Here is a 25,330-nt window from a genome sequence, read left to right as displayed (position 1 = left end):
GCCGGAGATGATCAGATGGCGGGCGCGGTACGCTCGACCGGGAGCAAACGCAGTCCGCGCGCAAGGTGCGTCTGCAGAATCCGCCAGGTCGCCGGCTCGAAGGCGCCCGCGCCGCGCCCGAACACCAGCGCGGCTGCTTCGGTCCTCGTCGACGCCTGCCCGGCGTAGCGCCAGCCGTCGATCACGTGAAACGCCCGCTCGCCGGTCGCCTCGTCCGTCTGCTCGAACAGCACGGCGCCGTCGAAAGGCCAGGGCGCCGTCGACGGCTCGCCCTTTACCCGGCGCGGCAGACGGTTGAACGCGGGACGCAGCTTTTCGATCCATTGCGCTTCGACCAGCAGCGCGCCGAGCTCGCCGCCGGTCGCCTGCCATTCGATTCGCAGCACCTGCCCGGCCAGGCGCAGTTCGCGCGCCGAGCGGCGCTCGCCGGCAAACAGGGCGCGCAGCCGCTGACGAACGCGCACGCTTCGGCCGACATAAAGGGGGGCGTCGTTCTCGCCATAGAGAACGTAGACGCCGTGTCCCGCCGGCGCGGCTTCGATCAGATCGCCGGTGATTTCTCCCGCGAGACGATAGCGGCGCACGGTGCGCTCGACTTGCGCGCGCAATACAGCCGGCGGCACGAGCGCGGGCAGGCGCCGCCAGAACTGCCACAGCAGGTCGGCGTCCGCGAGCGCCCGATGGCGGCCGGACGGAACCAGCGCATGGCGCTCGACCAGCGCGTCGAGGCCGTGCCGCTTCTCGGACGGAAACAGCGCGCGCGAAAGACGCACGGTGCAGAGCATGTCCGGATGAAACGAAAGCCCGATCCGCTCGAATTCGGCGCGCAGGAACCCGCGATCGAAGTTTGCGTTATGAGCAACGAACAGCCGGCCCGAGAGCCGTTCGAACAGGGACGGGGCGATTTCGTCGAAAGTCGGCGCGTCACACACCATCTCGTCGGTAATGCCGGTCAACTGCTGGATGAAAGGCGGAATCGGCTGCCGGGGATTGACGAGCGTGCTCCATTGCGACACCTGCCCGTCCGCGACCTCGACCACCCCGACCTCGGTAATGCGATGCTCGCCGGCAAGCCCGCCGGTCGTTTCGAGATCGACGAACACAACAGGACCGTCGACAATCGGCTCGGTACAGACAGGCAAAGGCGCTTCGGACATGGATGGGAAATAAAAGCGAAAACAGGCGAACGGAACCGGGTCAAGTATGCATCAGTTCGCCGCGTCGCCACGATCTCGCAGCCACAATCGAACCGCATCCCGACTACCGTTCCCGGAGCCGACAAAATAAAAACCCCGCCAATGCGGGGTTTTTCCAGTGGGGCCGCCAATCATCCAGTCATCGGTTATATCGGCTGAATGTTCGCGGCCTGCTTGCCCTTCGGTCCGACCTTGACATCGAACGAAACGCGCTGGTTTTCCTTTAGAGACTTGAACCCCTCGCTACGAATTTCTGAAAAATGCGCAAACAGATCGTCTCCGCCAACATCGGACGTAATGAAACCAAATCCCTTCGCGTCGTTAAACCATTTGACAATGCCGGTTTCCATAATCCAGTTTCCCTCGAAATTTTAATGACGCACGCATCACCCATGCACTGACGACCGATCTCCGCCAGCCAGCCCTGGTGCCTGCCGTCGGCGGACTCCCAGGGCGCCGTGGAACCGGCACCATCGTTTTATAGAGGGAACCCAAATCGACCGTCAAGCGAATTTTTTATAGCAGCTTTCCCGTTTATGCGAAAAGCAAAGGCATGCTGAAAACCGCATTAAACAAGACAGATAAAATTACCGGCCCCGCCGCGTCATTTTTACCAGAATATGTTCCGCGATTAGCAAGCCGAGGAATTTTTCCCGATATGTAACAATTAGTGTCAAGCGTAAGTATTTCCCCCGGTTGTCTGCGCAATATTCGTAATTCATGATTTATTGCGTCAGCCTGCTTCAGGAGAAAATCATGATGACCGGCCTGCAACGCCTTGCCGCCTGGCTCTTTCAATCCGACCATTCCGCAACCGTCCCGACGGTCGGTTCCGCCGAGTCAGCAACCACGTTCGACTTCATCCCGCACGGCAACCATTGGCAAAATCTGCTGAGCTGCCCGATGGATGCGCGGCACTACGTCATGGAAGATTGGAGCCTCTGATCGCAGGCGGACTCCGGACCCGCCGGAGCACGCCCCCTCACCCGGCAGATACCGCCATAGCCGTATCTATATAGAGCGCGCTCATCGCGCCGACCGTCAGTCCGCTTTTCCGGCAGCGAAAAGCCACCCCGACAATCCCCGAAATGCAATCCGGCCCTGGAAATCAGCCAGGACCGCACGGTACAATCCGTTTTCTTTGCCCCCACGCCCAACACCGGGCGGACAAATAGCCTGAAAAACCGGAGAGGCTTGCGCAAAGCGGCTTCCATGGCCTACGGGCTGTAGCAATCGCACAACGGTATTCCGGTTGACACCTGCGGCCCCAGAAAGCCCGCCCCCGCCAAACCCTTCACCAGCAAGGCTTTCGGGGCATCGGTCAACAATTTCAAATTACACAACACTTTATTGCTTAAATTGAAATCCCCGCTCCAGTAAGCCGTCTCTAAACTTTGCCTGTCCGGAAACCGACACGCTTGCCGGACCAATACGTTGCATGTGCGTTTTTGCTTCTTGTTGCGTGCGCATGGCGGTTTCCACAAGCCTGGGTTCACCCAAACCCATCCTGTTCTCGGAGTTTACAAAGATGAAAAAGACTCTCATGGTCGCTGCCCTCACGGGCGTTTTTGCAACGGCCGCGCACGCGCAAAGCAGCGTCACGCTGTACGGCTTGATCGATGAAGGCCTCACCTACACGAACAACCAGGGCGGCCACAGCAACTGGCAAGAAACCAGCGGTTCGATCAACGGCAGCCGCTGGGGTCTGCGCGGTTCCGAAGATCTGGGCGGTGGTCTGAAGGCGATCTTCACCTTGGAAAACGGCTTCACGATCAACAACGGCCAGCTCGGTCAATCGAGCCGTATCTTCGGTCGTCAAGCGTTCGTCGGCCTGTCGAGCAACCAGTTCGGTGCCGTGACCCTCGGTCGCCAATACGATAGCGTGGTCGACTACGTCGCTCCGCTGTCGATGGCCTGGGACACGCAGTTCGCCCACCCGTTCGACAACGACAACCTGAACAACTCGTTCCGTCTTGACAACACGATCAAGTACACGAGCGTCAACTACGCCGGCTTCCAGTTCGGCGGCCTGTATGGCTTCTCGAACAACGCCGACGGCTTCGACACCGACCGCTCGTACAGCTTCGGCGCGTCGTACACCTACGGCGGCTTGAAGGCTGCTGCCGGTTACCTGCAACTGAACAACAACCCGGACAGCACGCTGAACTTCGGCGCTTCCTCGTCGGGCTCGATCGCTGGCGACGGCAGCTTCGTCGCGGCGCGTCAACGCACGTTCGGTGGCGGCCTGAACTACACGTTCGGCCCGGCGACGGTCGGCTTCGTCTACACGCAGACGAACCTGAGCGGCGTGGGTGGTGCTGGCACGGATCCGATCCACGGTCTGGCCGTGGCTGGCCTCGCCGAAGGCGACAGCGCCCGCTTCCAGAACTTTGAAGGCAACATCCGCTACGCGCTGACCCCGGCCCTGAGCCTGAACGGTTCGTACGTGTACACCCGCGGCAACCTCGGCGAAATCTCGCCGAACTGGAACCAGGTCAACCTGCAGGCTGACTACTTCCTGTCGCGTCGTACCGACGTGTACGTCCAGGGCGAATACCAGCACATCAGCAGCAACAGCGCTGGTCTGGCTCCGTGGATCAACGGTCTGTCGACCCCGTCGAACGGCGGTGCCGATCCGGCTCAAAGCCAGGTCGCTGTGACGATCGGTATGCGTCACCGCTTCTAAGCCCCACAAGGCTTGATGCAGTAGCAAAAGGCGCCGCTTGCGGCGCCTTTTTTATTCCCGCCCCGGCCAGGATCGGGGCGGGGAATCGGTCCCGCTCCGGCCGCCTCCCCGCGGCCTACCCGCCCGATGCCGGCGGATAGAGAACGTCGAGCACGTCGATCGCTTCCGGGCCGGCCGGCGTATGCAGCGTGACCTGATCGCCGATCTTCGCCTTCAGCAAGGCGCGCGCGACGGGAGAAATCCAGCTTACGCACCCGTGGTCGAGATCCACTTCGTCCACGCCGACGATCGTCACCGTATGCGTTTCTCCGTCCTCGCTCCCGTACTCGACCGTCGCCCCGAAAAACACCTGATCGACGTTCTCCTGACGGCTGCTGTCGACGACTTCGGCCAGATCGAGGCGTTTGGTCAGAAAGCGGATCCGCCGGTCGATTTCGCGTAGCCGGCGCTTGCCGTAAATATAGTCGCCGTTCTCGGAGCGATCTCCGTTCGACGCGGCCCACGACACGAGCCTGACGACCTCGGGCCGCTCGTCGTCGATCAGGTGCAGCAGTTCGGCCCGCATGCGCTGATAGCCGGCCGGGGTGATGTAGTTCTTCGCACCCGCCGGAATCTCGGGCTGGGCGACATCGAGGTCGTCGTCGCCCTCATCGGACGACTCCTTGACAAAAGCCTTGTTCATGATCGAAATGGCAACAATACATAACTGCTTCACAGGTTACACGAAGCCTCTCGTCCGGCAAATCGCCGCCCTCATCTTCCCTTTTTTCACAGCTTTGCTATAATCCCGTTTCTGCGTGCGGCTGTAGCTCAGTTGGATAGAGTACTTGGCTACGAACCAAGGGGTCGTGGGTTCGAATCCTGCCAGCCGCACCATTTTTTCGAGGGCCTTCCTCATCCGGAAGGCCCTTTTATTTCGCGCCCGACAATGGTCGTCTCCATACGGAAAAGGCGCGAAACCCGTCTTCAGCGTGCGGCTGTAGCTCAGTTGGATAGAGTACTTGGCTACGAACCAAGGGGTCGTGGGTTCGAATCCTGCCAGCCGCACCACCTGTGAAAAGGCCTTCCTGAGCAATCAGGAAGGCCTTTTGCTTTTCGGCCCGGATTTCTCTTTCTCTACTCGTCGTCCCGCCCGGACGGATCAGTAATCCGCGCGCTCGCGGTCGATGCGCATGCCGCCATCATGCCGATGATGCCCCTCGTCGCTCGGACGCTCGCGCGCAATGCGCATGACGTCCGGATTGGTCCGCACGCGGCGCATCACGTTCGCGAGATGCACGCGGTCGCTGACCTGGATAACGAAGCGCAGCAAATTCGATTCCTGCGACAGGTCCTCGTCCATCGCGATGTGCACGATGTTCGCGTCGGCCGACGTGATGTCCGCGGCGACGCGCGCGAAAACGCCCTTCGTGTTCTTGACCAGCACCTTCACGGCCACGTCGAAGAGCCGTCCCGGCTGCGGCGCCCAGGCGACGTCGATCCACCGACCCGGATCGCGCCGGTGAATGCGCTGCGCGACGCGGCAATCGGTGGTGTGAATCGCCATGCCGAGACCGATGCCGATGTAGCCCATGATGTCGTCACCCGGAATCGGCCGGCAGCACGCCGCCAGTTGCACCGACATGCCCTCGGTGCCGGTAATGACGACGGGCGGCGCATGCGGCGCGTGGGCGGCGTCGCGCGCATGGTGATCGTCGTCGTCCGCATCCTGGCCGCTCATCAGCACCTCGATGCGCTTGGCCATCACGGCCGCGACCCGGCGGCCGAGCCCGATGTCGGCAAAAATTTCCTGACGATCCTTGTTGCCGGTCCACTGCACGAGCTTGTCCCAGACCTCGGGCGTCACGTCGGCCAGCACGTAGCCATAGCCCTTCAGCGACTGTTCGACGAGCCGCTCGCCGAGCTGCACCGACTCGGTCAGGCGCATCGTCTTCAGGTAGTGACGGATCGCCGAACGCGCCTTGCCGGTACGCACGAAGCCGAGCCAGGCGGGATTAGGCTTCGAATACGGCGCCGTGATGACCTCGACGATGTCGCCGCTCTTGAGCTCGGTTCGCAGCGGCAGCAGCTCGTTGTTGATCTTGACGGCGACGCACTGGTTGCCGAGGTCGCTGTGGATCGAGTAGGCAAAGTCGAGCGCCGTGGCGCTGCGCGGCAGCGCCATGATCTTCGACTTCGGCGTGAACACGTAGACCGCGTCCGGGAACAGGTCGATCTTCACGTGCTCGAGGAATTCGCTCGAATCGCCGGCCTCGCTCTGGATGTCGAGCAGCGACTTCAGCCACTGGTGCGCGCGCTTTTGCACGTCGTTCAGATCGGCGCCGCCGTTCTTGTAGAGCCAGTGCGCGGCCACGCCCGCTTCGGCGATCTCGTGCATCTTGCGCGTGCGCACCTGGAATTCGATCGGCGCGCCGAACGGCCCCACGAGCGTCGTATGCAGCGACTGGTAGCCGTTCACCTTCGGAATCGCGATGTAATCCTTGAACTTGCCCGGCACGGGCTTGTAGAGCGCATGCAGCGCGCCGATGCACGTATAGCATTCGAGCGCGCTCTCGACGACGACGCGAAAGCCGTACACGTCGAGCACCTGCGAGAACGACAACTGCTTGTCGCGCATCTTCTTGTAGATGCTGTAGATCGTCTTCTCGCGCCCCGTCACTTCGGCGTCGAGCTTCGCGTCCGCGATGGCGCGCTGCACCGATTCGAGAATCTTGCCGACCACCTCGCGGCGATTGCCGCGCGCCGATTTCACCGCCTTTTCGAGTGTCGCGTAGCGGTGCGGATTGAAGTTCGCGAAGCTCAGATCCTGCAGCTCGCGGTAGGTGTTGTTCAGGCCGAGCCGGTGAGCGATCGGCGCATAGATGTCGAGCGTTTCGCGCGCGACGCGGCGGCGCTTTTCCATCGGCACCGCGCCGAGCGTGCGCATGTTGTGCAGACGGTCCGCGAGCTTCACGAGGATCACGCGCACGTCGCGCGCCATCGCGAGCAGCATCTTGCGGAAGTTTTCGGCCTGCGCCTCCTCGCGGTTGCGAAACTCCATCTTGTCGAGTTTCGACAAACCGTCCACCAGTTCCGCGACCTTGGGGCCAAAGCGTTCGGCAAGCTCCGCCTTGGTCACGCCCTGATCCTCCATCACGTCGTGCAGCAGCGCGGCCATGATGGCCTGGGCGTCGAGCTTCCAGCCGGCGCAGATTTCCGCGACGGCGACGGGATGAGTGATGTAGGGTTCGCCGCTCTGGCGATACTGGCCGAGGTGGGCCTCGTCGCTGAAATGGAAGGCGGCCTTGACCTCCTTGATCTCGTCCGGCGACAGATAGCCGGCGAGGGCGGCGGTCAGACTGGCGATGGAGACGACGCCGTGCTTGCGAGGCTGCTCCGGCGTCGCGGTCGGCCCGAACAGATGCCGGAACGACTGTTCGAGGACCGCGTCGATATAGTTGCGTGCAGGCGCGACGGTCTCGGCTTCCTGGTCCACTTCCGTGGCGGCCGGCGAGGGGGTGGTACTCATGTTCGCCTCCGTATCAGGTCAACCGTCGACCAGGCGCGATCCGACTGCACACGCGATAAACTACATGGCAGACGCTGAAACGCACGAGGTGCGGCAGCGCATATCAAGCAGGTTTAAACGGGCACCTTCTTCAGCATTTCCACGCCGACCTGGCCCGCCGCGATTTCGCGCAGCGCGACCACCGTGGGTTTGTCGCGACTTTCGAGCTTCGGCGTGTGACCTTGCGCGAGCTGACGCGCGCGATAGGTCGCGGCAAGCGCCAACTCGAAACGGTTCGGAATCTGTTTCAGGCAATCTTCGACGGTGATGCGGGCCATGTCGGTTTCCTTCTTTCTCAATACGTTCCTATTCTACCTTATGTGCCCGATGCGCCGGACTGAGGCAGGTGAATGCCGAGCTGCACGAAAAGCGCCGTATGACGCGCGTATTGCGAAACGAAGCGCAGTCGCGTCGCGGCGACGACGCGGCGCAATTCGTCGAGCGCCGTATCGAAGTGCTCGTTGATGACGACGTACTCGGCCTCGCTCGCGTGCGCCATCTCGCTGCCGGCCGCGAGCAGGCGTCGCGTGATGACGTTCGGCTCGTCCTGGCCGCGCTTCTTCAGCCGCTCCTCGAGCGCCTCGAGCGACGGCGGCAGGATGAAGATGCCGACCGCGTTGCGAAACTGCTTCCGGACCTGCTGCGCGCCCTGCCAGTCGATTTCGAGCAGCACGTCGTGGCCGTTTTTCATCTGCTCCTCGATCCACAGACGCGAAGTCCCATAGTAGTTGCCGTGCACCTCCGCGCTCTCGAGAAACTCGCCCCGCGCGTGGCGCGCGAGAAAGTCGTCGGCCGTCGTGAAGTGATAGTGCTCGCCGTCGCGCTCCTTCGGACGCGGCGCGCGCGTCGTGTACGAAATCGACAGGCGAATCGCGCGGTCCTCCGAAAGCAGCGCGTTCACGAGCGTGGACTTGCCCGCGCCCGAGGGCGCCACCACCATGAAGAGGTTGCCGGGATAGACGCCCGCGTACGGATTGGGACTCTGCGGCTTGCCGCTTTCGCTCGTCTCTACGGTCATCGTTCGTGTCCTCCTCGCTGCGTCATTCGAGATTCTGTACCTGCTCGCGCATCTGCTCGATGAGCAGCTTGAGCGTCATCGACGCGTCCGCGAGTTCCCTCGCCGCCGCCTTCGAGCCGAGCGTGTTCGCCTCGCGATTGAGCTCCTGCATCATGAAGTCGAGCCGCTTGCCGACCTTGCCGCCCTTCTCGATGACGTGGCGCGTTTCGCCCAGATGCGCGGTGAGGCGCGCCAGCTCCTCGGCGACGTCGATGCGAATGCCGTACATCGTCACCTCCTGGCGAATGCGCTCGGCGATCTCCTCGCGCGACACGCCGCCGGCGCTGCCCTCGGGCACGACGATGCCGAGCGCTTCCTCGAGCCGCTCGACGATCTTCTGCTGATGCCTGACGATCAGCTCCGGCACGAGCGGCGTGATCTTCGCGACGATCGTCTCCATTTCGGCGACGTTGGCGAGCAGCACGTTCGCCAGTTGCGCGCCTTCCCTCGCGCGCACGTCGATCAGTTCCGCAAGCGCCTGCCTGCCGCAATCGAGCACCGCGTCGCGCAGCGTTTCCGGCGCGATGCTGCTTTCGGCCAGTACGCCGGGCCAGCGCAGGATTTCTCCGGCGCCCAGCCGCCCGGCCTCGGGAAACGCGTTGAGCACCGCGCGTTCGAACGTGGCGAGCTGCGAGAGCGCCTCGCGATTCAGCGCGCCCGCGTTCGCGGTCTGCTCGCTGCGCTGCAGGTTGATGCGGATGTCGACCTTGCCGCGCGACAGCCGGGTCATCAGCATTTCGCGCAGCGTCGGCTCGCATGCCCTCACGTCCTCGGGCATGCGAAAGTTCAGGTCGAGAAAACGCGAATTCACGGTGCGTAACTCGACGGATACGCTCACGCCGCCGGTGCCCGATGCCGCCGCAAGCTCGCGTGTCGCGCTTGCGTAGCCGGTCATGCTGTAAATCATGGTTCGTCTCGCGGGAAAGCCGGCGCATCGCATGCTGCCGCGATGCGCGGGGGGGAAAACCAGGGAGGCGCCCGGCGTGTGCGGAACGCGGGGCGGACAAGCATCCATTATCCCATTTTTGAGCCTGCGCCCTGGCGGGCGGCCTCGCCGCGGCTCGCGATAATCGGCGGCCGGCCCGGCGCGACCCGAAGCACGGACCGCCCTCGCGCCGCGCAGACGGTAAAATCAGCGTTTCCCTCCCCGACCGCCGGACGCGCACCCGACCATGACCGACTCCTCCCTCCTCCGCCCCAGCCGCCGGAACGCCGACCAGCTACGCGAAGTTCGCATCGCCCGCCACTATACGAAGTATGCCGAAGGATCCGTACTGGTCGAATTCGGCGACACGAAGGTGCTGTGCACGGCGAGCGTCTCCGAACGCGTGCCGGATTTTCTGCGCGATCGCGGCCAGGGGTGGCTCACGGCCGAATACGGCATGCTGCCGCGCGCCACCCACACCCGCAGCGATCGCGAAGCCGCGCGCGGGAAACAGACCGGCCGCACGCAGGAAATCCAGCGTCTCATCGGCCGCGCGCTGCGCGCCGTGTTCGACCTCGAGGCGCTCGGGCCGCGCACGCTGAACCTCGATTGCGACGTGCTCCAGGCCGACGGCGGCACGCGCACGGCGAGCATCACGGGCGCGTTCGTCGCCGCCCACGACGCGGTCTCGAAGCTGCTCGAGGCTGGCCGTATCGAACGCTCGCCGATCACCGACTACGTGGCCGCGATCTCGGTCGGCATCTACGAAGGCGTGCCCGTGCTCGACCTCGACTATGCGGAAGACTCCCGGTGCGACACCGACATGAACGTCGTGATGACGGGTTCGGGCGGTCTCGTCGAAGTCCAGGGCACTGCCGAAGGCGCGCCGTTCTCGCGCGCCGAAATGAATTCGCTGCTCGACCTCGCGCAAAGCGGCATAGAAACCCTGATCGGCAAGCAGAAGGCTGCGCTGGAGATCGCGCATGGCTGATCCGCAAGCGCCCGCCGGCACGGCAAAAGATGGGCTCGCGCGCGTCGTGCTCGCGTCGAACAACGCGGGCAAGCTCCGCGAGTTCACCGCGCTGCTCGGCGCGGCCGGCATCGAACTCGTGCCGCAGGGCGACCTGAACGTACCCGAAGCCGACGAACCCCACCCCACGTTCGTCGAAAACGCGCTCGCGAAAGCACGTCATGCCTCGAAGCTGACCGGCCTGCCCGCGCTCGCCGACGACTCGGGCCTGTGCGTGCGCGCGCTCGGCGGCGCGCCGGGCGTCCATTCGGCGCGCTATGCCCAACTCGCCGGCGGCGAGAAAAGCGACGCGGCCAACAACGCACGCCTGATCGGGCAATTGCGCGCGCACGCCGATCGCCGCGCCTACTACTACTGCGTGCTGGCGCTCGTGCGTCACGCGGAAGATCCCGAACCGCTGATTGCCGAAGGCCGCTGGCATGGCGTCGTGCTCGATGCGCCGCGCGGCGCGAACGGCTTCGGCTACGACCCGTATTTCCTCGTGCCCGGGCAAAACCGGACCGCCGCCGAACTCGAACCGGCGGTCAAGAACGCGATGAGCCATCGCGCACTCGCGCTCCGCCATCTGCTCGCGCGGCTGCAGGAGGACGCATGAGGCCCTCAGCCGGCCGCGCGGGCGTCATCGCGACCTTCACGAAGCCGGGCGGCATCCGGCTGACCGCGTTGCCGCCGCTCGCGCTGTACGTGCATTTTCCGTGGTGCGTGCGCAAATGCCCGTACTGCGATTTCAATTCGCACGAGTGGAAAGGCGAGCGCTTCCCCGAAGACGACTATCTCGACGCGCTGCGCGCGGACCTCGAGCACGCGCTGCCGCTCGTATGGGGACGCCAGGTGCACACCGTGTTCATCGGCGGCGGCACGCCGAGCCTGCTCTCGGCAGCCGGGCTCGACAGGCTGCTTTCGGACGCGCGCGCGCTGCTGCCGCTCGACGCCGACGCCGAAATCACGCTCGAAGCCAACCCCGGCACGTTCGAGGCGGAGAAGTTCGCGCAATTTCGCGCGAGCGGCGTGAACCGGCTGTCGATCGGCATCCAGAGCTTCAACGATGCGCACCTGAAGGCGCTCGGCCGCATTCACGACGCGGGGGAAGCGCGCCGTGCGGTCGAGATCGCCGCGCGCAACTTCGACAACTTCAACCTCGACCTGATGTTCGCGCTGCCGCGGCAGACGCTCGCCGAATGCCAGGCCGACGTCGAGACCGCGCTGTCGTTCGCGCCGCCGCATCTGTCGCTTTACCACCTGACGCTCGAGCCGAACACGCTGTTCGCGAAGTTTCCGCCGGCGCTGCCCGACGACGACGCCTCGGCCGACATGCAGGACTGGATCCACGAGCGCACGGCCGCCGCCGGTTACGAGCGCTACGAGGTCTCCGCCTACGCCCGGCCGCACCGGCAAAGCCGGCACAACCTCAATTACTGGCGTTTCGGCGACTACCTCGGCATCGGCGCGGGCGCGCACTCGAAGCTGTCGTTTCCGCAGCGCATCCTGCGTCAGGCGCGTTACAGGCACCCGGCGACCTATATCGAGGAGGCGCGCGCCGGCAAGCCGGTGCAGGAGGAACACGAAGTCGGGCCGCACGACCTGCCGTTCGAATTCATGCTGAATGCCCTGCGGCTCGCGGAAGGTTTTCCCGTGCACCGTTTCGCCGAACTCACGGGCCTCTCGATCACGGCGATCGAGCCCGCCTTGCGAGAAGCCGAACAACGCGGCCTGCTCGAGCGCACGCACGAAAAAATCGCACCGACCCCGCTCGGGCAGCGCTTTCTGAACGACCTGCAGGCGCTGTTTCTGAAGGACCGGGGCTGAACGCGCGAGGCGGCGCGCACACGGCCCCGCTACGGTTTCAGGTTACAATGCGCGCCTTCGGAGGTGTGGCAGAGCGGTTGAATGCACCGGTCTTGAAAACCGGCGAAGGGGCAACCCTTCCGTGAGTTCGAATCTCACCGCCTCCGCCAGAGAGGCATATCGGACGGGCCTCCTAGCCCGTTTTCAATTTCTGCCTGCCACAAAGGCCGCCATTTTCCGTAGCGGCGGCGCGAGCGATTCGCACGACTCGCACGGCACCCAAAACAGACAGCCCCGCCCAGCAAGACTTGAAACGTGCAGCCGATACCGGCTCTCGCTTCATGACGCCGTTCGCCATATGACGCGGCCTGATGGGACCCTGGCGCTCCACTCGAACGGCATCTCATGGCCGGCTGCCACACCAAGGCCCCCCCATGGCCCGCAGCGAAAGGCGGACCGGAAAAGTCCACCCGAAAAACCGATTCGCCTAATTCGCCGCAACCGCGGCCTGCTGCGCCTGGGCTTTGGCCGTGGCCCGTTCCTGCGCCTGCTTCTTCGCGAGATGGTGGCCGACGATGCAGCCGCCGACGGCGCCCACGACGGCATGATGCCCGGCATAGTGCCCGGCCACGCCGCCAACGACAGCGCCCTTCAGGCAACCGGCGGCCGAAGCCGCCCCGGAAATGGCGAACAGGGCACTACCCAGAACCGCGACGGCGAAATGACGAGACTTCATGTGAAATAAACATCCTTCAGTTGGGAGGTCGACAGTTTAGCCCGCCTTCCTTTCACAAAACATAAGCAAACGAGTCCATTTGGCCCGATTTCCAAGCAAGGCTTGGGCCAGACTCGACAATTATTGACTAGGTGAAAACCCTAGTTTTGCGGTATCATTCCGACATCAAGGAAGGTACTGCCATGCCACACCGTTATCAGTTGCTCGAAAAAATCGCCTTTACGTTCGTCGTCATGTCCGCAGCGCTCTGCTCCGCCTTCATTGCCTACGAAACCTCGCCCGACCTGCGCTTCGGCCTGCAACAGGGCAAGGAGCTGTTCGTGAAAAGCGGCGAATACTCGTACGCCTGCTCCATGGCCGTGAACGACCCGTGCGCGCAATTGCCGGTTCAGTAAGCCGCCGAAGCAATCGTTTGAACCCCGCATCCTGCCGTATCCGGTAGATGCGGCCGGCAAGCCCCCGGTTCCGGGCCCACGCCCTCCGGCCGGTTTGATCCGTCCGTTTCCCCGCCTGCACGGCGGCGGTTTCCGCTACGATCGGGATACCCTCAGCTCCCCGGTCCACGGCCCATGCCCGCCAGCGCACGCGTCTCCCGTCGAGGCCTCCCGGCCCGCGCCGGACGCGCCTCACGCGTCCTGCCCATGCTTGCAGCCGCCCTCGTGGCGGCCTGCACGGTCACGCCGCCCCGCCCGCTGACCGGCCATTTCCCCGAATCCGTCGATCGCGCGGCGCTCGACCGATACCGCCTGGCCGTCGCCGAGCGCATCGTCGAACGCAGCCCGTCCCGCGTGTTCGCGGGCAATCCGCAGGCCATGCTGCGCTCGCTCGTCGTGGTCGCGTTCACCGTCGACGGCCGCGGGCAAATCGTGGCGTCGTCGGTCTACCGGACCAACGGCGACGACGAGGCGAACCACACCGCGCTCTCGACGCTGCGCCGCGCCGGCCCATTGCCACCGCCGCCTCCGCAACTTCTCAACGCCCGCGGCCAGATCGAGCTGATGGAAGACTGGCTCTTCGACGACGACGGCAAGTTCCAGTTGCGCACGCTCGCCTCGCCCCAGGCGCAGAGCTTCGACTAGCGTCTGCCGACGCCGGCAACAAGCTTGCGCGGGTCGCCGGCTCACCCAGGTCCGCCCCGCCTTGCTGCGCGGACGGCACGATCGCTATAATTGCGCGCTAACGCCCGCCGGCCCTGTCCGGCACGCTTGCCGCCGCCCGCCCATCCGCTGCGCGCCGACAGGCCGGGATCGCCGCTGCGCCGCCTCATCCGTGCGACGCGCTCCGACGATCCGGCATCGCCCTCTCACGCCGTGCGGCACTCAGCCGGCGTCGCGCGATGCAATACGTCGAATCGTTGCCGGCGCCCTCGCCCGGCCTCGCGAACATCGCGCGGCCGCTCCGGTATCCCGGCTCCGAACCCTGAACAAAGCAAAGACGCATCATGCCGTGCCCGCCCCTCGAGAAAGGCGCGGCACGCGCGGCTCGCGCCACAGTGCCGCGAGCCGCGTGCGTCGCACAAACGGAGACCCGCATGTCTACCTCCCCTCTCGCGCACTCGGGCCCGTCGGACACGGCACGGCAGACCCGCACGTCGCGCGTGATCTTCGCGAGCTTCATCGGCACAGCGATCGAGTTCTACGATTTCTACGTGTACGCGACGGCCGCCGCGCTCGTGATCGGCCCGGTATTCTTTCCGCACGGCTCGGCCACCGCGCAGGCGCTGTCCGCCTTCGTCACGTTCGGCATCGCGTTCGTCGCGCGGCCGATCGGCTCGTTCCTGTTCGGACACTTCGGCGACCGCATCGGCCGCAAGTCGACGCTCGTCGCGTCGCTGCTCGTCATGGGGCTCTCCACGACGCTGATCGGCTTCGTGCCCGGCTACGACTCGATCGGCAGCCTCGCGCCGATCCTGCTGTGCCTGCTGCGCTTCGGCCAGGGCATCGGCCTCGGCGGCGAATGGGGCGGCGCCGCGCTGCTCGCCACCGAATACGCGCCCGCCGGCAAGCGCGGCTGGTTCGGCATGTTCCCGCAGCTCGGACCGTCGATCGGCTTTCTCGCCTCGAACGCCCTGTTCTTCGGCCTCGCGCTGTCGCTCTCCGACCAGCAGTTCCGCGAGTGGGGCTGGCGCGTGCCGTTCGTGGTCAGCTCGGTGCTCGTCGCGCTCGGGCTGTACGTGCGTCTGAAGATCGCCGAAACCCCGGCGTTCAGGGCGGCGATCGAACGGGAAGAACGTGTGCGCGTGCCGCTCGTCGCGCTGTTGACGAAACACGGCGGAGCGACGCTGCTCGGCGCGCTCGCGATGGTGGTCTGCTACACGCTGTTCTACATCTCGACCGTGTTCTCGCTTTCCTGGGGCGTGACGGCCCTGCACTTCCCGCGTCAGACCTTCCTCGGCATGCTCTGCGTCGCCGTCGTCTTCATGGGGCTCGCCACGCCGCTCTCGGCCTGGGCCTGCGACCGCTACGGACGCAAGCCCGTGCTGATCGCCGGTTGCCTCCTCGCCGTCGCGTCGGGCTTCGCGATGGCGCCGCTGCTCGGCAGCGGGTCGATGCCGCTCGTGCTGCTCTTCCTCGTCATCGAACTGTTCCTGATGGGCGCCACGTTCGCGCCGATGGGCGCGTTGCTGCCGGAGCTGTTCCCGACCAGCGTGCGCTACACGGGCGCCGGCGTCGCCTACAACGTCGGCGGGATTCTCGGCGCCTCGGTCGCGCCGTACATCGCCCAGGTGCTGGCCGCGCATGGCGGACTGAGCTGGGTCGGCGCCTACGTGTCGATCGCGGCGCTCGTCAGCCTGTTCGGCGTGCTGTGCATGCGAGAAACGCGCGACGTCCAACTGGCCTGACGCCCTGCCGCCGGGCCCTCGCATGAGCGGGGGCCCATCAGTGGTAATCGTGCCAGTGACGGTAATGGCCGCCGTCGTGGTAGTAGCCCGGCGCCGGCACCACGATGCATCCGCCGAGGGTCGCCGCCAGAAACATCCCCGCAATCAGCGCGCGCGCCAGTCGTTTCACTTCGTTCTCCCATCGAATCAGGATCAGGGGTGCGGCAGCCCGAAGGGCGGCCAGGCACGATCCCATTGAACACGACGGGGCTCGCCGGAGGCGTTGCAATTTGTAAGTAGCGGTGCGGACGCCGTTACGCCTTGCGCCGCGCGCGGCCTTGCACGGCGCTCCGGCCAACCGGCGGCGACAGATTTAACAGACGTGTAATGCGGCGCGAACGCGGCGAAGTCGAGGTCGGCCTAGGCCGCCGCCGCAGCGGCATGCCGGTGCGGATACACCTGGTTTATGGCGTCGATCGCCTGGGCGACGTCCGGCACGTAGCGGCCGTTGCCGATGGAAACGGAGCGCTGCGGCGCATGCACGCCGCAATGATCGGCGGACGTCGCGACGAAGATCATCACGGTCGGCCTGAGCAGCGCGTGGGAAAGGTGGACGAGGCCGGTGTCGGTGCCGACGACGAGCGCGGCATCCTCGATGCGCTGCGCAAGCTCGGCGATGCTCAGCTTCGGCAGCACGGCGGCGCCGGGCACGAGCGCGGCGATTTCCAGCGCGGTCGCGTGCTCATGCGCGGAACCCCACGGCAGTTCGATACGCAGACCGCGCGAGACGAGCTCGCGACCCAACTCGCCCCAGTGGGCGACGGGCCATTTCTTTTCGTCCTTCGAAGTCGCGTGAAACAGCATCGCGACCGGCGCGCCGTCCGGCTCGCGCGCAGCCTGCGCGTCGCGCGGCACGCGCAGGTCGAACTGCGGCGGACCCTCGACGGTATAGCCGAGCGCCTCGGAGGTGCTGATCCGCATGCCGTGCCAGGCGTCGCATTGCGGGCGCGGCCCGAAACGGCCGTTATAGGCGAACGCCGCGCCGAGCTCGCCGAGATCCTTGTTCCGATAGCCGAAGCGCCGCCGCGCGCGCGCGAGCCGGGCGATGATCGCGCTCTTGTAGACGCCGTGAATGTCGATCACCGCGTCGTAGCGATGCGCGCGCAGCTCGGCGATGGAAGCGGCGATCGCCCTGAAATCGCTCCATTTGCGCGCTTTCTTGAAGCGCCGCAGCGGCGCGCACAGCACGCGGTCCACGCGCGTGCTCCAGCGCACGATGTCGGCAAAGGCCTCGTCCGCCGCCCAGTCCACCTTGACGCCGGGAAATGCCCGCTGCACGTCGGCGACGACGGGAAGCGCCTCGACGATGTCGCCGAGCGAGGTCACCTTGACTATCAGAATCCGTTTCATCGTTATCTACGTTACGTATTGACTGCGAACTCTCCGCAGCGGAATTCTAGCGGACTGCGCGAACGGCCGCCGACGACCCCCATCGCGCCGCTATAATCGGCCTTCTTTCCCGTCGCCCAACCCATCATGCTCCACGCCCGGTCCGGTTTCGACTCGCGCGTCGCGCGCCACGCGCGGCGCCTCTGGCGCCAGTACGGCGTGTTCTGGCTGGGCGCGATCGCCGTCGGTCTCGTCGCCGTGTTCTATGCACGACTGATCGACTGGGGCTACGCCGCGTTTCGCGCGGCCCAGCACCGGCACGTCTGGCTGCCGCTCCTCGTCACGCCCGCGTTCGCCGCGCTGTCCGTCTGGCTCACGCGCACGTTCTTTCGCGGCGCGGAAGGCAGCGGCATCCCCCAGGTCATCGCCTCGCTGCACGCGAAACCGGGCGAATCGGGCGCGCAACTCCTCACGCTGCGCATCCTGCTCGGCAAGATCGCCGTCTCGTTCCTCGGCATCCTCGGCGGCTTCACGATCGGCCGCGAAGGACCGACCGTCCAGGTCGGCGCAGCGCTGATGTTCAATCTGCAGCGGCTCTATCCGCGTTCGAGCGCGCTGATCCGGCGGCAACTGGTCCTCGCCGGGGCCGCCGCCGGGCTCTCGGCGGCGTTCAACACGCCGCTGGCCGGCATCGTGTTCGCCATCGAGGAGCTCACGCGCAGCTTCGAGGCGCGCGCGAGCGGCACCGTCATCACCGCCATCATCATCGCGGGCGTGATCGCGCTCGGCCTGAACGGCAACTACACCTACTTCGGCACGATCGAGATCGGCTCGCGCTTCCCCGACCTGCTGGCCGTCGCGGTCGTGCTCACGGCCATCGTCACGGGCATCGCGGGCGGCGCGTTCTGCTGGCTGCTGCTCAACACGGCGCGCTGGATTCCAGGCCCGCTGCGCCAGTTGCACGGCACGCGGCCCGTAGCGTTCGCGGCCGGCTGCGGGCTCGCCATCGCCGCCATCGGGCTCGTCTCGGGCGGCACGACCTTCGGCAGCGGCTATGCCGAGGCCCAGGGCCTGCTCGACGGGCACGAGCATCTGTCGCCCGCGTATCCGTTCCTCAAGATGGCGTCGATGGTCGGCTCGTATCTGCCCGGCATTCCCGGCGGTATTTTCGCGCCGTCGCTGTCGATCGGCGCCGGCTTCGGCAACCTCCTGCACTCGGTGTTCGGCAGCCTGCAGCTCACGATGCTGATCGCGCTCGCGATGGTCGGCTATCTGGCCGCCGTCACGCAGGCGCCGATCACCTCGTTCGTGATCGTGATGGAAATGATCAACGGCCACGCGCTCGTGATCTCGCTGATGGCAACCTCGCTGATCGCAAGCCGCGTGTCGCGCCTGTTCGCGCCGCCGCTCTACGAAACGCTGTCGCAGCGCTATCACGCGCCGCTACCGCAACCGGCGCCGGCTCCGACGCCCGAAGTGCCCGAGCCGCTGCGCAGCGCCGAACCCGAACCGACGGGCACCGACGGCGCGCCGCCGCATTCGTAGCGCGCAAGGCAACGCGGCGCGCCGGGGGCAAATCGGCGCGCCATGATTCCGCCGCCCGGCTCAGGCCTGCGGAATCTCGATCTTGACCTCGAGCACTTCGAGGTCGTCCTGACGCTCGAGACTCACGCGGATGTCGTCGTCGGAAATCTTCACGTACTTCGAGATCACCGCGACGAGGTCGCGCTGCAGCGCCGGCAGATAATCGGCGGGCGGATGGCCGCCCGCCCGCTCGTGAGCGATGATGAGCTGCAGGCGCTCCTTGGCCACCGACGCGGACTTCTTCTTCTCGCCCAGCAAAAACGAAAGAATCGACATGGCGAGCGACTCCCTTACTTGTTGCCGAAGAGGCGCTGCAGCAGGCCCGGCTTCTGGTAGTCGGTGAAGCGAAGCGCCTTCTCTTCGCCGAGGAACCGCACGACCACGTCCTTGTAGGCCTCGGCCACGTCGGTGCCGTCCAGATGCACGGCCGGCAGCCCCTGGTTCGAGGCCTGCAGCACGGCTTCCGATTCGGGAATCACGCCGATCAGCTCGATGCGCAGGATTTCCTGAATGTCGGTCAGCGAAAGCATCTCGCCCTCGCTGACGCGCTTCGGGTTGTAGCGCGTGATGAGCAGATGCTCCTTGATCGGCTCCTTGCCTTCCACGGCGCGCTTCGTCTTCGACGAGAGAATGCCGAGAATGCGGTCCGAGTCGCGCACCGACGAGACTTCCGGGTTCGTCACGATAAGCGCCTCGTCGGCGAAATACATCGCAAGCAGCGCGCCCGACTCGATGCCGGCCGGCGAATCGCAGACGATGTACTCGAACTCCATCTCGATGAGGCCGTTGATGACCTTCTCGACGCCTTCCTGCGTGAGCGCATCCTTGTCGCGCGTCTGCGAAGCCGGCAGGATGAACAGGTTCTCGCACTTCTTGTCCTTGATGAGCGCCTGATTCAGGTTCGCTTCGCCATGGATCACGTTGATGAGGTCGTAGACGACCCGGCGCTCGCAACCCATGATGAGGTCGAGATTGCGCAGGCCCACGTCGAAATCGATGACCGCGGTCTTGTGGCCGCGCAGCGCGAGGCCCGATGCGAAGCTCGCGCTCGTGGTCGTCTTGCCGACCCCGCCCTTGCCCGAAGTCACCACAATGATTTTTGCCATTCCGTTCCCTTGCATTCGTCAGTTCGTCAATTCTTCAGCCTGGTCTACCCCGCCCCGTGCGCGATGGCCCGGAAGCTTCAGGTGAGCCGCAGCGGCTCGATCAGCAGCTTCTCGTCCCCGTCGAGCCGGATCTGCACCGGCTTGCCCAGCACCTCGGCCGGCAGCGGGTTTTCGGTGGTGCGGTAAATGCCGGCGATCGAAATCAGTTCCGCTTCGAGGCAGGTGCAGAAAATGCGCGCGTCGTGATTGCCGTGCACGCCCGCGAGCGCGCGGCCGCGCAACGGGGCATAGATGTGAATGTTGCCTTCCGCGATGACTTCGGCGCCGTTGCTGACGAGCCCGAGCACGACGAGGTCGCCCTTCGCGTAAATGCGCTGGCCCGAGCGCAGCGGCCGGTCGACGACGAGCGCCGGCACGGGCGCGGTGCCGCGTTCGGCGGCGTCGGCCGGCGGCGCTTCGACGTCGGCCGACGCCGTGGCCGGAGCGGCCGGAGGGACCAGTTCGGCCATTTCGGGAAACTCGGGCGTCACGCCGATTTCGACGGGAACGACGGGAACGACCGCCGCCGGCGCTTCGTCCTCGACCGGCTTCGCCGCGCGCCGGTCGCGCGCCTCGAGGAGCGGCAGACCGGCCTGCGCCGCCCAGCCCTGCCCGGGATGCGCGACCACGCCGACGGGCCGCATGCGCACGCTTTCGAGCAGCCGCGCGATGTCGTCGAGCGGCACCTGTTCGTCCTCGCCGAGGCGGCGCACGTCGATCGCGACCACGTCGTTCGCGAAGAATTCGGGCGTCGCCTCGAACCGTCTCGTCAGCTCGGCGCGCATCGCGTCGAGCCCGGTCGTTTTAACCACGAACAGAAGCGTATCGACTGAACCGCTCTTCAGCTCGAAATAAGGCGATTTTCTGGGCGACATGGCGTTCGGCGAAAAATTTTGCGTATTTTACAGGCGTCGACGCACCCGGCCATTATTTTTAGCGATGCCGTTCAATCGGGCAGAAAAGCGCAAATGCGGCGCGCGCGACGAGGCGCCATGCCAGCCGATGCGCGAGCGTCGAAATCGCCGCCGAAAGCGAAACAACGGGGAAACCGCGGCGAAACAGGGAAAAGCCGCGGAAGAATCGAAAATAGCCGGGAAAATTCCGCCGCGGACGAGAGGATTACGCGGAGGGCGATGCGTGCGGCGCGTCGCGCATCAGGAGCGTCGCCCACTGATCCTCGGCGTCGCTGCTGCGGATGCGCTCTCCGGCGGGCGCGAAACCGAGGCGCTCGTAAAAACGTTTCGCGGTCACGTTGGTGTCGGGCACCCATGCGTAGATCTGCGTCGCGCCCTCGTTCGCGAGCCATCTGCCCGCCGTGTTGACGAGCAGTTCGCCGCCGCGCAGATGCCGTACCGCGGGCGCCACCCACAGCGCGAAAACGAACGCGCGGCGCGGCGCGGCGCTCTCGAAGGCCGCGCCGACGAGACCTGCCGGATAGCCTTCCGTGTAAAGAATGAACGTCGTGCTGTCGCGCGAAACCGCGTGGCGCTCCGCAGCGGCATTGCAGACCGACGTGTCGGCCGACAGCGTGTCCCCGGGCAGATCGCCGAATGCGTGGGGGACGTCTCGCAGCGAGGCATTGCGCAACTCGAGGAGCACGGCACCCTGATCGGCGGCGATCCGGCGGACGGTCAGTGACGGACTCATGCAGTCGTAAATCCCTGAAAGCAGTAACGCCTAGCTTTAACCCTAACCCACACCCGAGTCAAATCCTTATTTCGCAACAAAGCGGTGCACCGTACGACAAGGTCAGGGCGCCTCGTAGGCGCCGGTGCCGTCGGGCCAGGGCGTGAGAAGTTCGAAGCCGTCGTCGGTCACGGCCACCATGTGCTCCCACTGCGCCGACAGCGAGCGATCCCGCGTCACCACGGTCCAGCCGTCGCCGAGCACGCTCGTGCCCGCGCGGCCCGCGTTGATCATCGGCTCGATCGTGAACACCATGCCCGTCTTCAGGCGCAGGCCCTGTCCCGGCTGGCCGAAATGCAATACCTGCGGCTCCTCGTGATAGACCTTGCCGATGCCGTGGCCGCAGTAGTCGCGCACGATCGAAAAGCCCTCGGCCTGCGCGCGCTGCTGGATCGCATGGCCGACGTCGCCGAGCGTCGCGCCCGGCTTCACCGCGCGAATGCCGGCCACCATCGCCTCGTAGGTCGTGTCGACGAGCCTGCGCCCCGCCGCGCCCGGCGTGCCGACGCAATACATGCGGCTCGTGTCGCCGAAGTAGCCGTCCTTGATGACGGCCACGTCGATGTTGATGATGTCGCCGTCCCTGAGGACTTCCTTGCGATTCGGAATGCCGTGGCAGACGACCTGGTTGACCGACGTGCAAATCGTTTTCGGAAAGCCGAGATAGCCGACGTTCGCCGGCACCGCCTTGAGCGTGTTGACGATGTAGTCGTTGCAGATCGCGTCGAGATCGTCGGTGGAAACGCCCGCCTGCACGTGTTCGCCGATCATCGCCAGCACGTCGGCCGCGAGGCGGCCGGAAACGCGCAGCCGCTCGATGTCGGCGGGGGACTTGTAGGTAATGGCCATGAGGGACGTGCTCTTTCGGGACGGCGGGCGCGCGAAGACGCGCGGCCCGGCCCGGGTTGTCGATGGAACCCATTGTACAGAGGGATCGGCGCGGCAAGGCGGCGAACCCGCACGGCCGGCCTGGCGCCCGAAGCGCGGAATGCCGGACCGGCACGGCCGGAGCGGGAGCGCCGCCGGATAGCCCTGGCGTGTCCTGGAACGCGCCAGAGCGTTCCGGTGCGCGCCTGCCCGCTCCGGAGCGTTCTCCGGTACGCAATGCGCGGGACGAGGCGGCCCCGGAAACAGCCCCGCACCGACGCCCCGGGGAGGCGGGCCGGCCCGGCCTGCGCCCGATCTCTATGCGCGCGAACGGCGCTGGCCCGAGGGCGCGGCGGATTCCTTCGGCGCGGACGGCTCAGACAGTGCAGACGGCGCGGACGCGGCGGACGCCGTCGCGAAAGCCGCGGCGCGCTGCACGAATGCCGGAATCGTCCGGATCGAATCGATGACCTGCTTCGCCTGGATGAGCCGCGTGCATTCGAACTGCCGCGACGTGCCCTTGTGGCGCGGACACCAGAGGAAGTCGTGGTGGTCGAAGCGCAGGCGCGGATCGTTCCAGCAGCTATTGCAGGTGTGATAGTTGACGATCCGGTACGGCGTGCTGAATTCGTTGCTCGGATGCGTGAAGCCGCTGACCATCACGACCGGCGTGCCCACGGCCCAGGCCAGCCACGACAGCCCGCTCGAGAGGCCGACGAAAAAGTCCGCGTGCCTGATCCAGCGCGCCCGCTCGGCGAGCGGCCGGTCGCCGGTCTCGTTTTCGGCCCCGTGCGGGAGGTGGTTCCAGACGATGCCCGAGCCGTGCACGGGCTTCTGGTCGATGCAGATCACGCGGTAGCCGCGCTCCTTGAGAAACGCGATGACCTCGTGCCAGCCGTTCGGGTTGTTCCAGTACTTGCTCTGCGTCGAGCTCTGCGTCGCGATGCAGACGTAGGGCTCGGGAATCGGCCGCGAATCGTCCTCGATCACGATGCGCGGCGGATGTTCGGCGGGATCGACGCCGAGAATGTAGCCGGCCGTGCGATGCAGGCCCACGAGACGAAAATCGCTCGGCTGGCGCACGCCGTCGTGATCGTCGAAAAAGAGGCCGACGCTGTAGGTCGCGTAGTAGCGCTCGACCTTCATCTCCTCGTGCGTGACGAACTCGATGTCCGGGTAGGCGTCGCGAAAGAGCGGAATGATGAGGCCCGACATCGCGCAGGTGAGCCGGCAACCGTGCTTGCGCTGGAACTGCACCGCGTAGGGCAGCCAGCCGACCGTATCGCCGAGCGTGCCGACGGGAAACTGCACGAGCACGTCCCGGTCCTTGAGGTCGAGCGCGTGATCGAAGATCGGTTCGGCGTCCCGCCCTTTCGGCAAGGACAGATCCCACACCGTGACGCCGAAACGCACGTAGTACTTTTTCGTGCTCGCCACCGAGCCCGCGCCGATCTCCGTTTCGAACAGCACGTTGCCGGTGTCGAGATCGCGCAGGCAGACGCGCCAACTGCCGGGCGGCAGACTGACCCGGCAGCCGTCGTTGAAGTCGAAGCGGATGCCGTGCGGCCCCGCCTCTACCGGCACCGGTGCAGGCGGCGGATAGGCCGGTTTCTGCGTCTGGGCCGACGCGGGTTTGACTGGCGCGCCTGCGCCCGCTTTTTCGCCGGAAGGAGTCGTTTCGGGTTGCTTCATCGTGGGTCGCACCTGTTCAGCCAGTCTCGTGAATTCGCATGGAGGGTACAACGGTTTGGACGCGGTACATCATTCGTCGGTCAGCCGGCGTTGCTGCAGCCATACGCCGTCGTCGTCCGGCGACGGCGGTCGGGAATCGCCGCCCGATGCCGCCGGCGCCGCGAGCGGATCCTGCGGCGCGGCATCGCCGGCATCCGGAACGATCACCTCGCGAACGGACAGGTCGCGCTCGCGCCCGGTCCCGACGGCGGGCGCGGCCCGGCGGGCACGATGCGCGCCGGCCCGCTGCGGGTCTTCCGTTCTACGCGACGCAGGCGACGGCGGCGCGCGCCGCGGCTCCGGCTCTTCGTGCCGAACGGCGGGCACAGTGGACACGGCGGGCGCGGCAGGCGACGGAGCCTGCACGGGAGGAGCAGGAGGCGGCGCGGCAGGCAGCGGCACGGCCGGCGCCGCGCGGCTCGCGGGCGCCGGCAACGCAGACGCCCCAGTGGAGGCAGACCGATGCGCCCCGCCCCACCGGGCGAGCAGCACGCTGCCCGATTCGTCGTAGAGGCTGCGCAACGCCATGCCGGCCGCGAGGCTCGCGCAGACGAGGCCGAACAGCACGAGATAGCGCGTGACGGATCGCGGACGCGCGCCTTCAGGTGCGATCCTCTCGAACGACGCCTCGACCGCCGGCTCGCTCACGACCACGAGATGGCGCGGCGCCTCCGCCGCCGGCTGCTCCGGCGGCAACGACTGTCCCTCGCCGAACGGCGCGGGCAGATCCGAAAATGGATTGATCATCGGAATGGCGTATTGCCCGGCGATCAATTGCGTCTTCATTGCAAATCCCTGTTAGTACGCTCAGTAGACATATCGCATGGAGAGGTTGACGGCCTGAGTGGAGCCCGAGCCGATGCCGAAGGTGGCGCCGTATCCGATGCCGATCCGGAGGTTGGAGGTGAGGGTGTCCTCGAGGTGCAGGCCCACGCTCACGCGATTGTGGGGCAGCGCGACCCCGGGGGCCCCGAAGGGCGTGCCGTCCGGGGCCTGGACCAACACGGCGCGCGCGGTGCCCAGCAGCTCGTGCGCGTACCCCAGGTCCAGCCCCACGGTCACCGGCCGCACGCGGCCGAACGTCCTGCCGAACGACACCCCCACGTACGGCTGCAGGCTGTGCACGTTGTCCGTGCCCACCGTCA

The 25,330-nt window shown here is 65.9% G+C and carries 27 protein-coding genes and 3 tRNA genes; 12 read left to right on the top strand and 18 right to left on the bottom strand.

Features of this window, described 5'->3' with window-relative positions; genetic code table 11:
* Positions 1 to 11: 11 nt before the first annotated feature.
* Positions 12 to 1,157 (bottom strand): exonuclease domain-containing protein, encoded by a 1,146-nt coding sequence (locus tag CY652_RS21195; protein ID WP_102132688.1) that lies wholly within the window; start codon positions 1,155 to 1,157, stop codon positions 12 to 14.
* Between the two features lie 185 nt (positions 1,158 to 1,342).
* A complete protein-coding gene (locus tag CY652_RS21190; protein WP_102132687.1) occupies positions 1,343 to 1,546 on the bottom strand; it encodes a cold-shock protein in 204 nt (67 codons plus the stop codon).
* Between the two features lie 406 nt (positions 1,547 to 1,952).
* Between CY652_RS21190 and CY652_RS21185 the strand changes: the two genes are divergently transcribed.
* Positions 1,953 to 2,141: a hypothetical protein gene (locus CY652_RS21185; protein WP_374703686.1), complete on the top strand. Its 189-nt coding sequence runs from the start codon at positions 1,953 to 1,955 to the stop codon at positions 2,139 to 2,141.
* A 583-nt stretch (positions 2,142 to 2,724) separates the two neighbouring features.
* Complete coding sequence (locus CY652_RS21180; RefSeq protein ID WP_102132686.1) at positions 2,725 to 3,882, top strand: porin; 1,158 nt, start codon at positions 2,725 to 2,727, stop codon at positions 3,880 to 3,882.
* A 115-nt stretch (positions 3,883 to 3,997) separates the two neighbouring features.
* On the opposite strand, the gene greB is transcribed toward CY652_RS21180, so the two are convergent.
* Positions 3,998 to 4,564, bottom strand: coding sequence for a transcription elongation factor GreB (greB, locus tag CY652_RS21175; RefSeq protein ID WP_102132685.1), 567 nt, complete (start codon positions 4,562 to 4,564; stop codon positions 3,998 to 4,000).
* 117 nt (positions 4,565 to 4,681) lie between these two features.
* Here greB and CY652_RS21170 point away from each other — a divergent pair.
* Together CY652_RS21170 and CY652_RS21165 are read left to right on the top strand one after the other, a co-directional pair.
* A tRNA-Arg gene (locus CY652_RS21170) sits at positions 4,682 to 4,758 on the top strand.
* A 97-nt stretch (positions 4,759 to 4,855) separates the two neighbouring features.
* A tRNA-Arg gene (locus CY652_RS21165) sits at positions 4,856 to 4,932 on the top strand.
* A gap of 91 nt (positions 4,933 to 5,023) precedes the next feature.
* On the opposite strand, the gene CY652_RS21160 is transcribed toward CY652_RS21165, so the two are convergent.
* The 4 genes from CY652_RS21160 to CY652_RS21145 all read right to left on the bottom strand — a co-directional run bounded on the left by CY652_RS21160 (position 5,024) and on the right by CY652_RS21145 (position 9,393).
* A complete protein-coding gene (locus CY652_RS21160) occupies positions 5,024 to 7,390 on the bottom strand; it encodes a RelA/SpoT family protein (protein ID WP_102132684.1) in 2,367 nt (788 codons plus the stop codon).
* 113 nt (positions 7,391 to 7,503) lie between these two features.
* A complete protein-coding gene (gene rpoZ, locus CY652_RS21155) occupies positions 7,504 to 7,707 on the bottom strand; it encodes a DNA-directed RNA polymerase subunit omega (RefSeq protein WP_102132683.1) in 204 nt (67 codons plus the stop codon).
* Between the two features lie 38 nt (positions 7,708 to 7,745).
* Positions 7,746 to 8,447 carry a guanylate kinase gene (gene gmk / locus CY652_RS21150; protein WP_102132682.1) on the bottom strand — a complete coding sequence of 234 codons (702 nt, stop codon included), beginning with the start codon at positions 8,445 to 8,447 and terminating at the stop codon, positions 7,746 to 7,748.
* Between the two features lie 22 nt (positions 8,448 to 8,469).
* Positions 8,470 to 9,393 (bottom strand): YicC/YloC family endoribonuclease, encoded by a 924-nt coding sequence (locus CY652_RS21145; protein ID WP_102132681.1) that lies wholly within the window; start codon positions 9,391 to 9,393, stop codon positions 8,470 to 8,472.
* Between the two features lie 265 nt (positions 9,394 to 9,658).
* Here CY652_RS21145 and rph point away from each other — a divergent pair, with 265 nt between their 5' ends.
* The 4 genes from rph to CY652_RS21125 all read left to right on the top strand — a co-directional run bounded on the left by rph (position 9,659) and on the right by CY652_RS21125 (position 12,396).
* Positions 9,659 to 10,402: a ribonuclease PH gene (gene rph / locus CY652_RS21140; RefSeq protein WP_102132680.1), complete on the top strand. Its 744-nt coding sequence runs from the start codon at positions 9,659 to 9,661 to the stop codon at positions 10,400 to 10,402.
* On the top strand, positions 10,395 to 11,036 hold the full coding sequence (gene rdgB / locus CY652_RS21135; RefSeq protein WP_102132679.1) for an RdgB/HAM1 family non-canonical purine NTP pyrophosphatase: 642 nt from the start codon (positions 10,395 to 10,397) through the stop codon (positions 11,034 to 11,036). The genes rph and rdgB overlap by 8 nt, the downstream gene beginning before the upstream one ends.
* A complete protein-coding gene (hemW, locus tag CY652_RS21130; RefSeq protein ID WP_102132678.1) occupies positions 11,033 to 12,247 on the top strand; it encodes a radical SAM family heme chaperone HemW in 1,215 nt (404 codons plus the stop codon). Before rdgB ends, hemW begins: the two co-directional genes overlap by 4 nt.
* A 59-nt stretch (positions 12,248 to 12,306) precedes the next feature.
* A tRNA-Ser gene (locus tag CY652_RS21125) sits at positions 12,307 to 12,396 on the top strand.
* A gap of 317 nt (positions 12,397 to 12,713) precedes the next feature.
* Here the strand turns inward: CY652_RS21125 and CY652_RS21120 are convergent.
* Positions 12,714 to 12,962 (bottom strand): hypothetical protein, encoded by a 249-nt coding sequence (locus CY652_RS21120; RefSeq protein WP_102132677.1) that lies wholly within the window; start codon positions 12,960 to 12,962, stop codon positions 12,714 to 12,716.
* 182 nt (positions 12,963 to 13,144) lie between these two features.
* Between CY652_RS21120 and CY652_RS21115 the strand changes: the two genes are divergently transcribed.
* The 3 genes from CY652_RS21115 (at position 13,145) to CY652_RS21105 (ending at position 15,804) form a co-directional block, all read left to right on the top strand.
* A complete protein-coding gene (locus tag CY652_RS21115) occupies positions 13,145 to 13,357 on the top strand; it encodes a hypothetical protein (protein ID WP_102132676.1) in 213 nt (70 codons plus the stop codon).
* 246 nt (positions 13,358 to 13,603) lie between these two features.
* Positions 13,604 to 14,041, top strand: coding sequence for a TonB family protein (locus tag CY652_RS21110; RefSeq protein WP_258002396.1), 438 nt, complete (start codon positions 13,604 to 13,606; stop codon positions 14,039 to 14,041).
* Positions 14,042 to 14,493: 452 nt separating this feature from the next.
* On the top strand, positions 14,494 to 15,804 hold the full coding sequence (locus CY652_RS21105; protein ID WP_102132674.1) for an MFS transporter: 1,311 nt from the start codon (positions 14,494 to 14,496) through the stop codon (positions 15,802 to 15,804).
* 37 nt (positions 15,805 to 15,841) lie between these two features.
* On the opposite strand, the gene CY652_RS24950 is transcribed toward CY652_RS21105, so the two are convergent.
* Entirely contained in the window at positions 15,842 to 15,973 is a 132-nt protein-coding gene (locus CY652_RS24950; protein ID WP_258002395.1) for a hypothetical protein, read from the bottom strand.
* Positions 15,974 to 16,203: 230 nt separating this feature from the next.
* Positions 16,204 to 17,193 (bottom strand): lipopolysaccharide heptosyltransferase I, encoded by a 990-nt coding sequence (gene waaC / locus CY652_RS21100; protein WP_102132673.1) that lies wholly within the window; start codon positions 17,191 to 17,193, stop codon positions 16,204 to 16,206.
* A gap of 126 nt (positions 17,194 to 17,319) precedes the next feature.
* On the opposite strand from waaC, the gene CY652_RS21095 reads away from it, so the two are divergent.
* Complete coding sequence (locus CY652_RS21095; protein ID WP_102132672.1) at positions 17,320 to 18,717, top strand: chloride channel protein; 1,398 nt, start codon at positions 17,320 to 17,322, stop codon at positions 18,715 to 18,717.
* Positions 18,718 to 18,777: 60 nt separating this feature from the next.
* Here the strand turns inward: CY652_RS21095 and minE are convergent, their stop codons facing one another.
* The 8 genes from minE to CY652_RS21055 form a co-directional block, all read right to left on the bottom strand.
* The gene (gene minE, locus CY652_RS21090) at positions 18,778 to 19,032 is read right to left on the bottom strand and encodes a cell division topological specificity factor MinE (protein WP_102132671.1); all 255 of its coding nucleotides are present in this window, start codon (positions 19,030 to 19,032) and stop codon (positions 18,778 to 18,780) included.
* Positions 19,033 to 19,046: 14 nt separating this feature from the next.
* Entirely contained in the window at positions 19,047 to 19,862 is an 816-nt protein-coding gene (gene minD / locus CY652_RS21085; protein ID WP_102132670.1) for a septum site-determining protein MinD, read from the bottom strand.
* A 77-nt stretch (positions 19,863 to 19,939) separates the two neighbouring features.
* On the bottom strand, positions 19,940 to 20,776 hold the full coding sequence (minC, locus tag CY652_RS21080) for a septum site-determining protein MinC (RefSeq protein WP_102132669.1): 837 nt from the start codon (positions 20,774 to 20,776) through the stop codon (positions 19,940 to 19,942).
* Between the two features lie 244 nt (positions 20,777 to 21,020).
* The gene (locus CY652_RS21075) at positions 21,021 to 21,548 is read right to left on the bottom strand and encodes a GNAT family N-acetyltransferase (RefSeq protein ID WP_102132668.1); all 528 of its coding nucleotides are present in this window, start codon (positions 21,546 to 21,548) and stop codon (positions 21,021 to 21,023) included.
* 102 nt (positions 21,549 to 21,650) lie between these two features.
* Entirely contained in the window at positions 21,651 to 22,436 is a 786-nt protein-coding gene (gene map, locus CY652_RS21070) for a type I methionyl aminopeptidase (RefSeq protein WP_102132667.1), read from the bottom strand.
* Positions 22,437 to 22,772: 336 nt separating this feature from the next.
* On the bottom strand, positions 22,773 to 24,146 hold the full coding sequence (locus CY652_RS21065; RefSeq protein WP_102132666.1) for an autotransporter strand-loop-strand O-heptosyltransferase: 1,374 nt from the start codon (positions 24,144 to 24,146) through the stop codon (positions 22,773 to 22,775).
* 69 nt (positions 24,147 to 24,215) lie between these two features.
* Positions 24,216 to 24,971 carry a hypothetical protein gene (locus tag CY652_RS24585; RefSeq protein ID WP_102132665.1) on the bottom strand — a complete coding sequence of 252 codons (756 nt, stop codon included), beginning with the start codon at positions 24,969 to 24,971 and terminating at the stop codon, positions 24,216 to 24,218.
* Between the two features lie 21 nt (positions 24,972 to 24,992).
* On the bottom strand, positions 24,993 to 25,330 hold a 338-nt coding region (locus CY652_RS21055; RefSeq protein ID WP_146010173.1), incomplete at its 5' end, for an autotransporter outer membrane beta-barrel domain-containing protein.

Source organism: Burkholderia sp. WAC0059, from assembly GCF_002870125.1.
Taxonomy (GTDB): domain Bacteria; phylum Pseudomonadota; class Gammaproteobacteria; order Burkholderiales; family Burkholderiaceae; genus Paraburkholderia.
The sequence above is the reverse complement of the archived record's forward strand: the minus strand, read 5'-3'. Positions and strand labels throughout refer to the sequence as shown.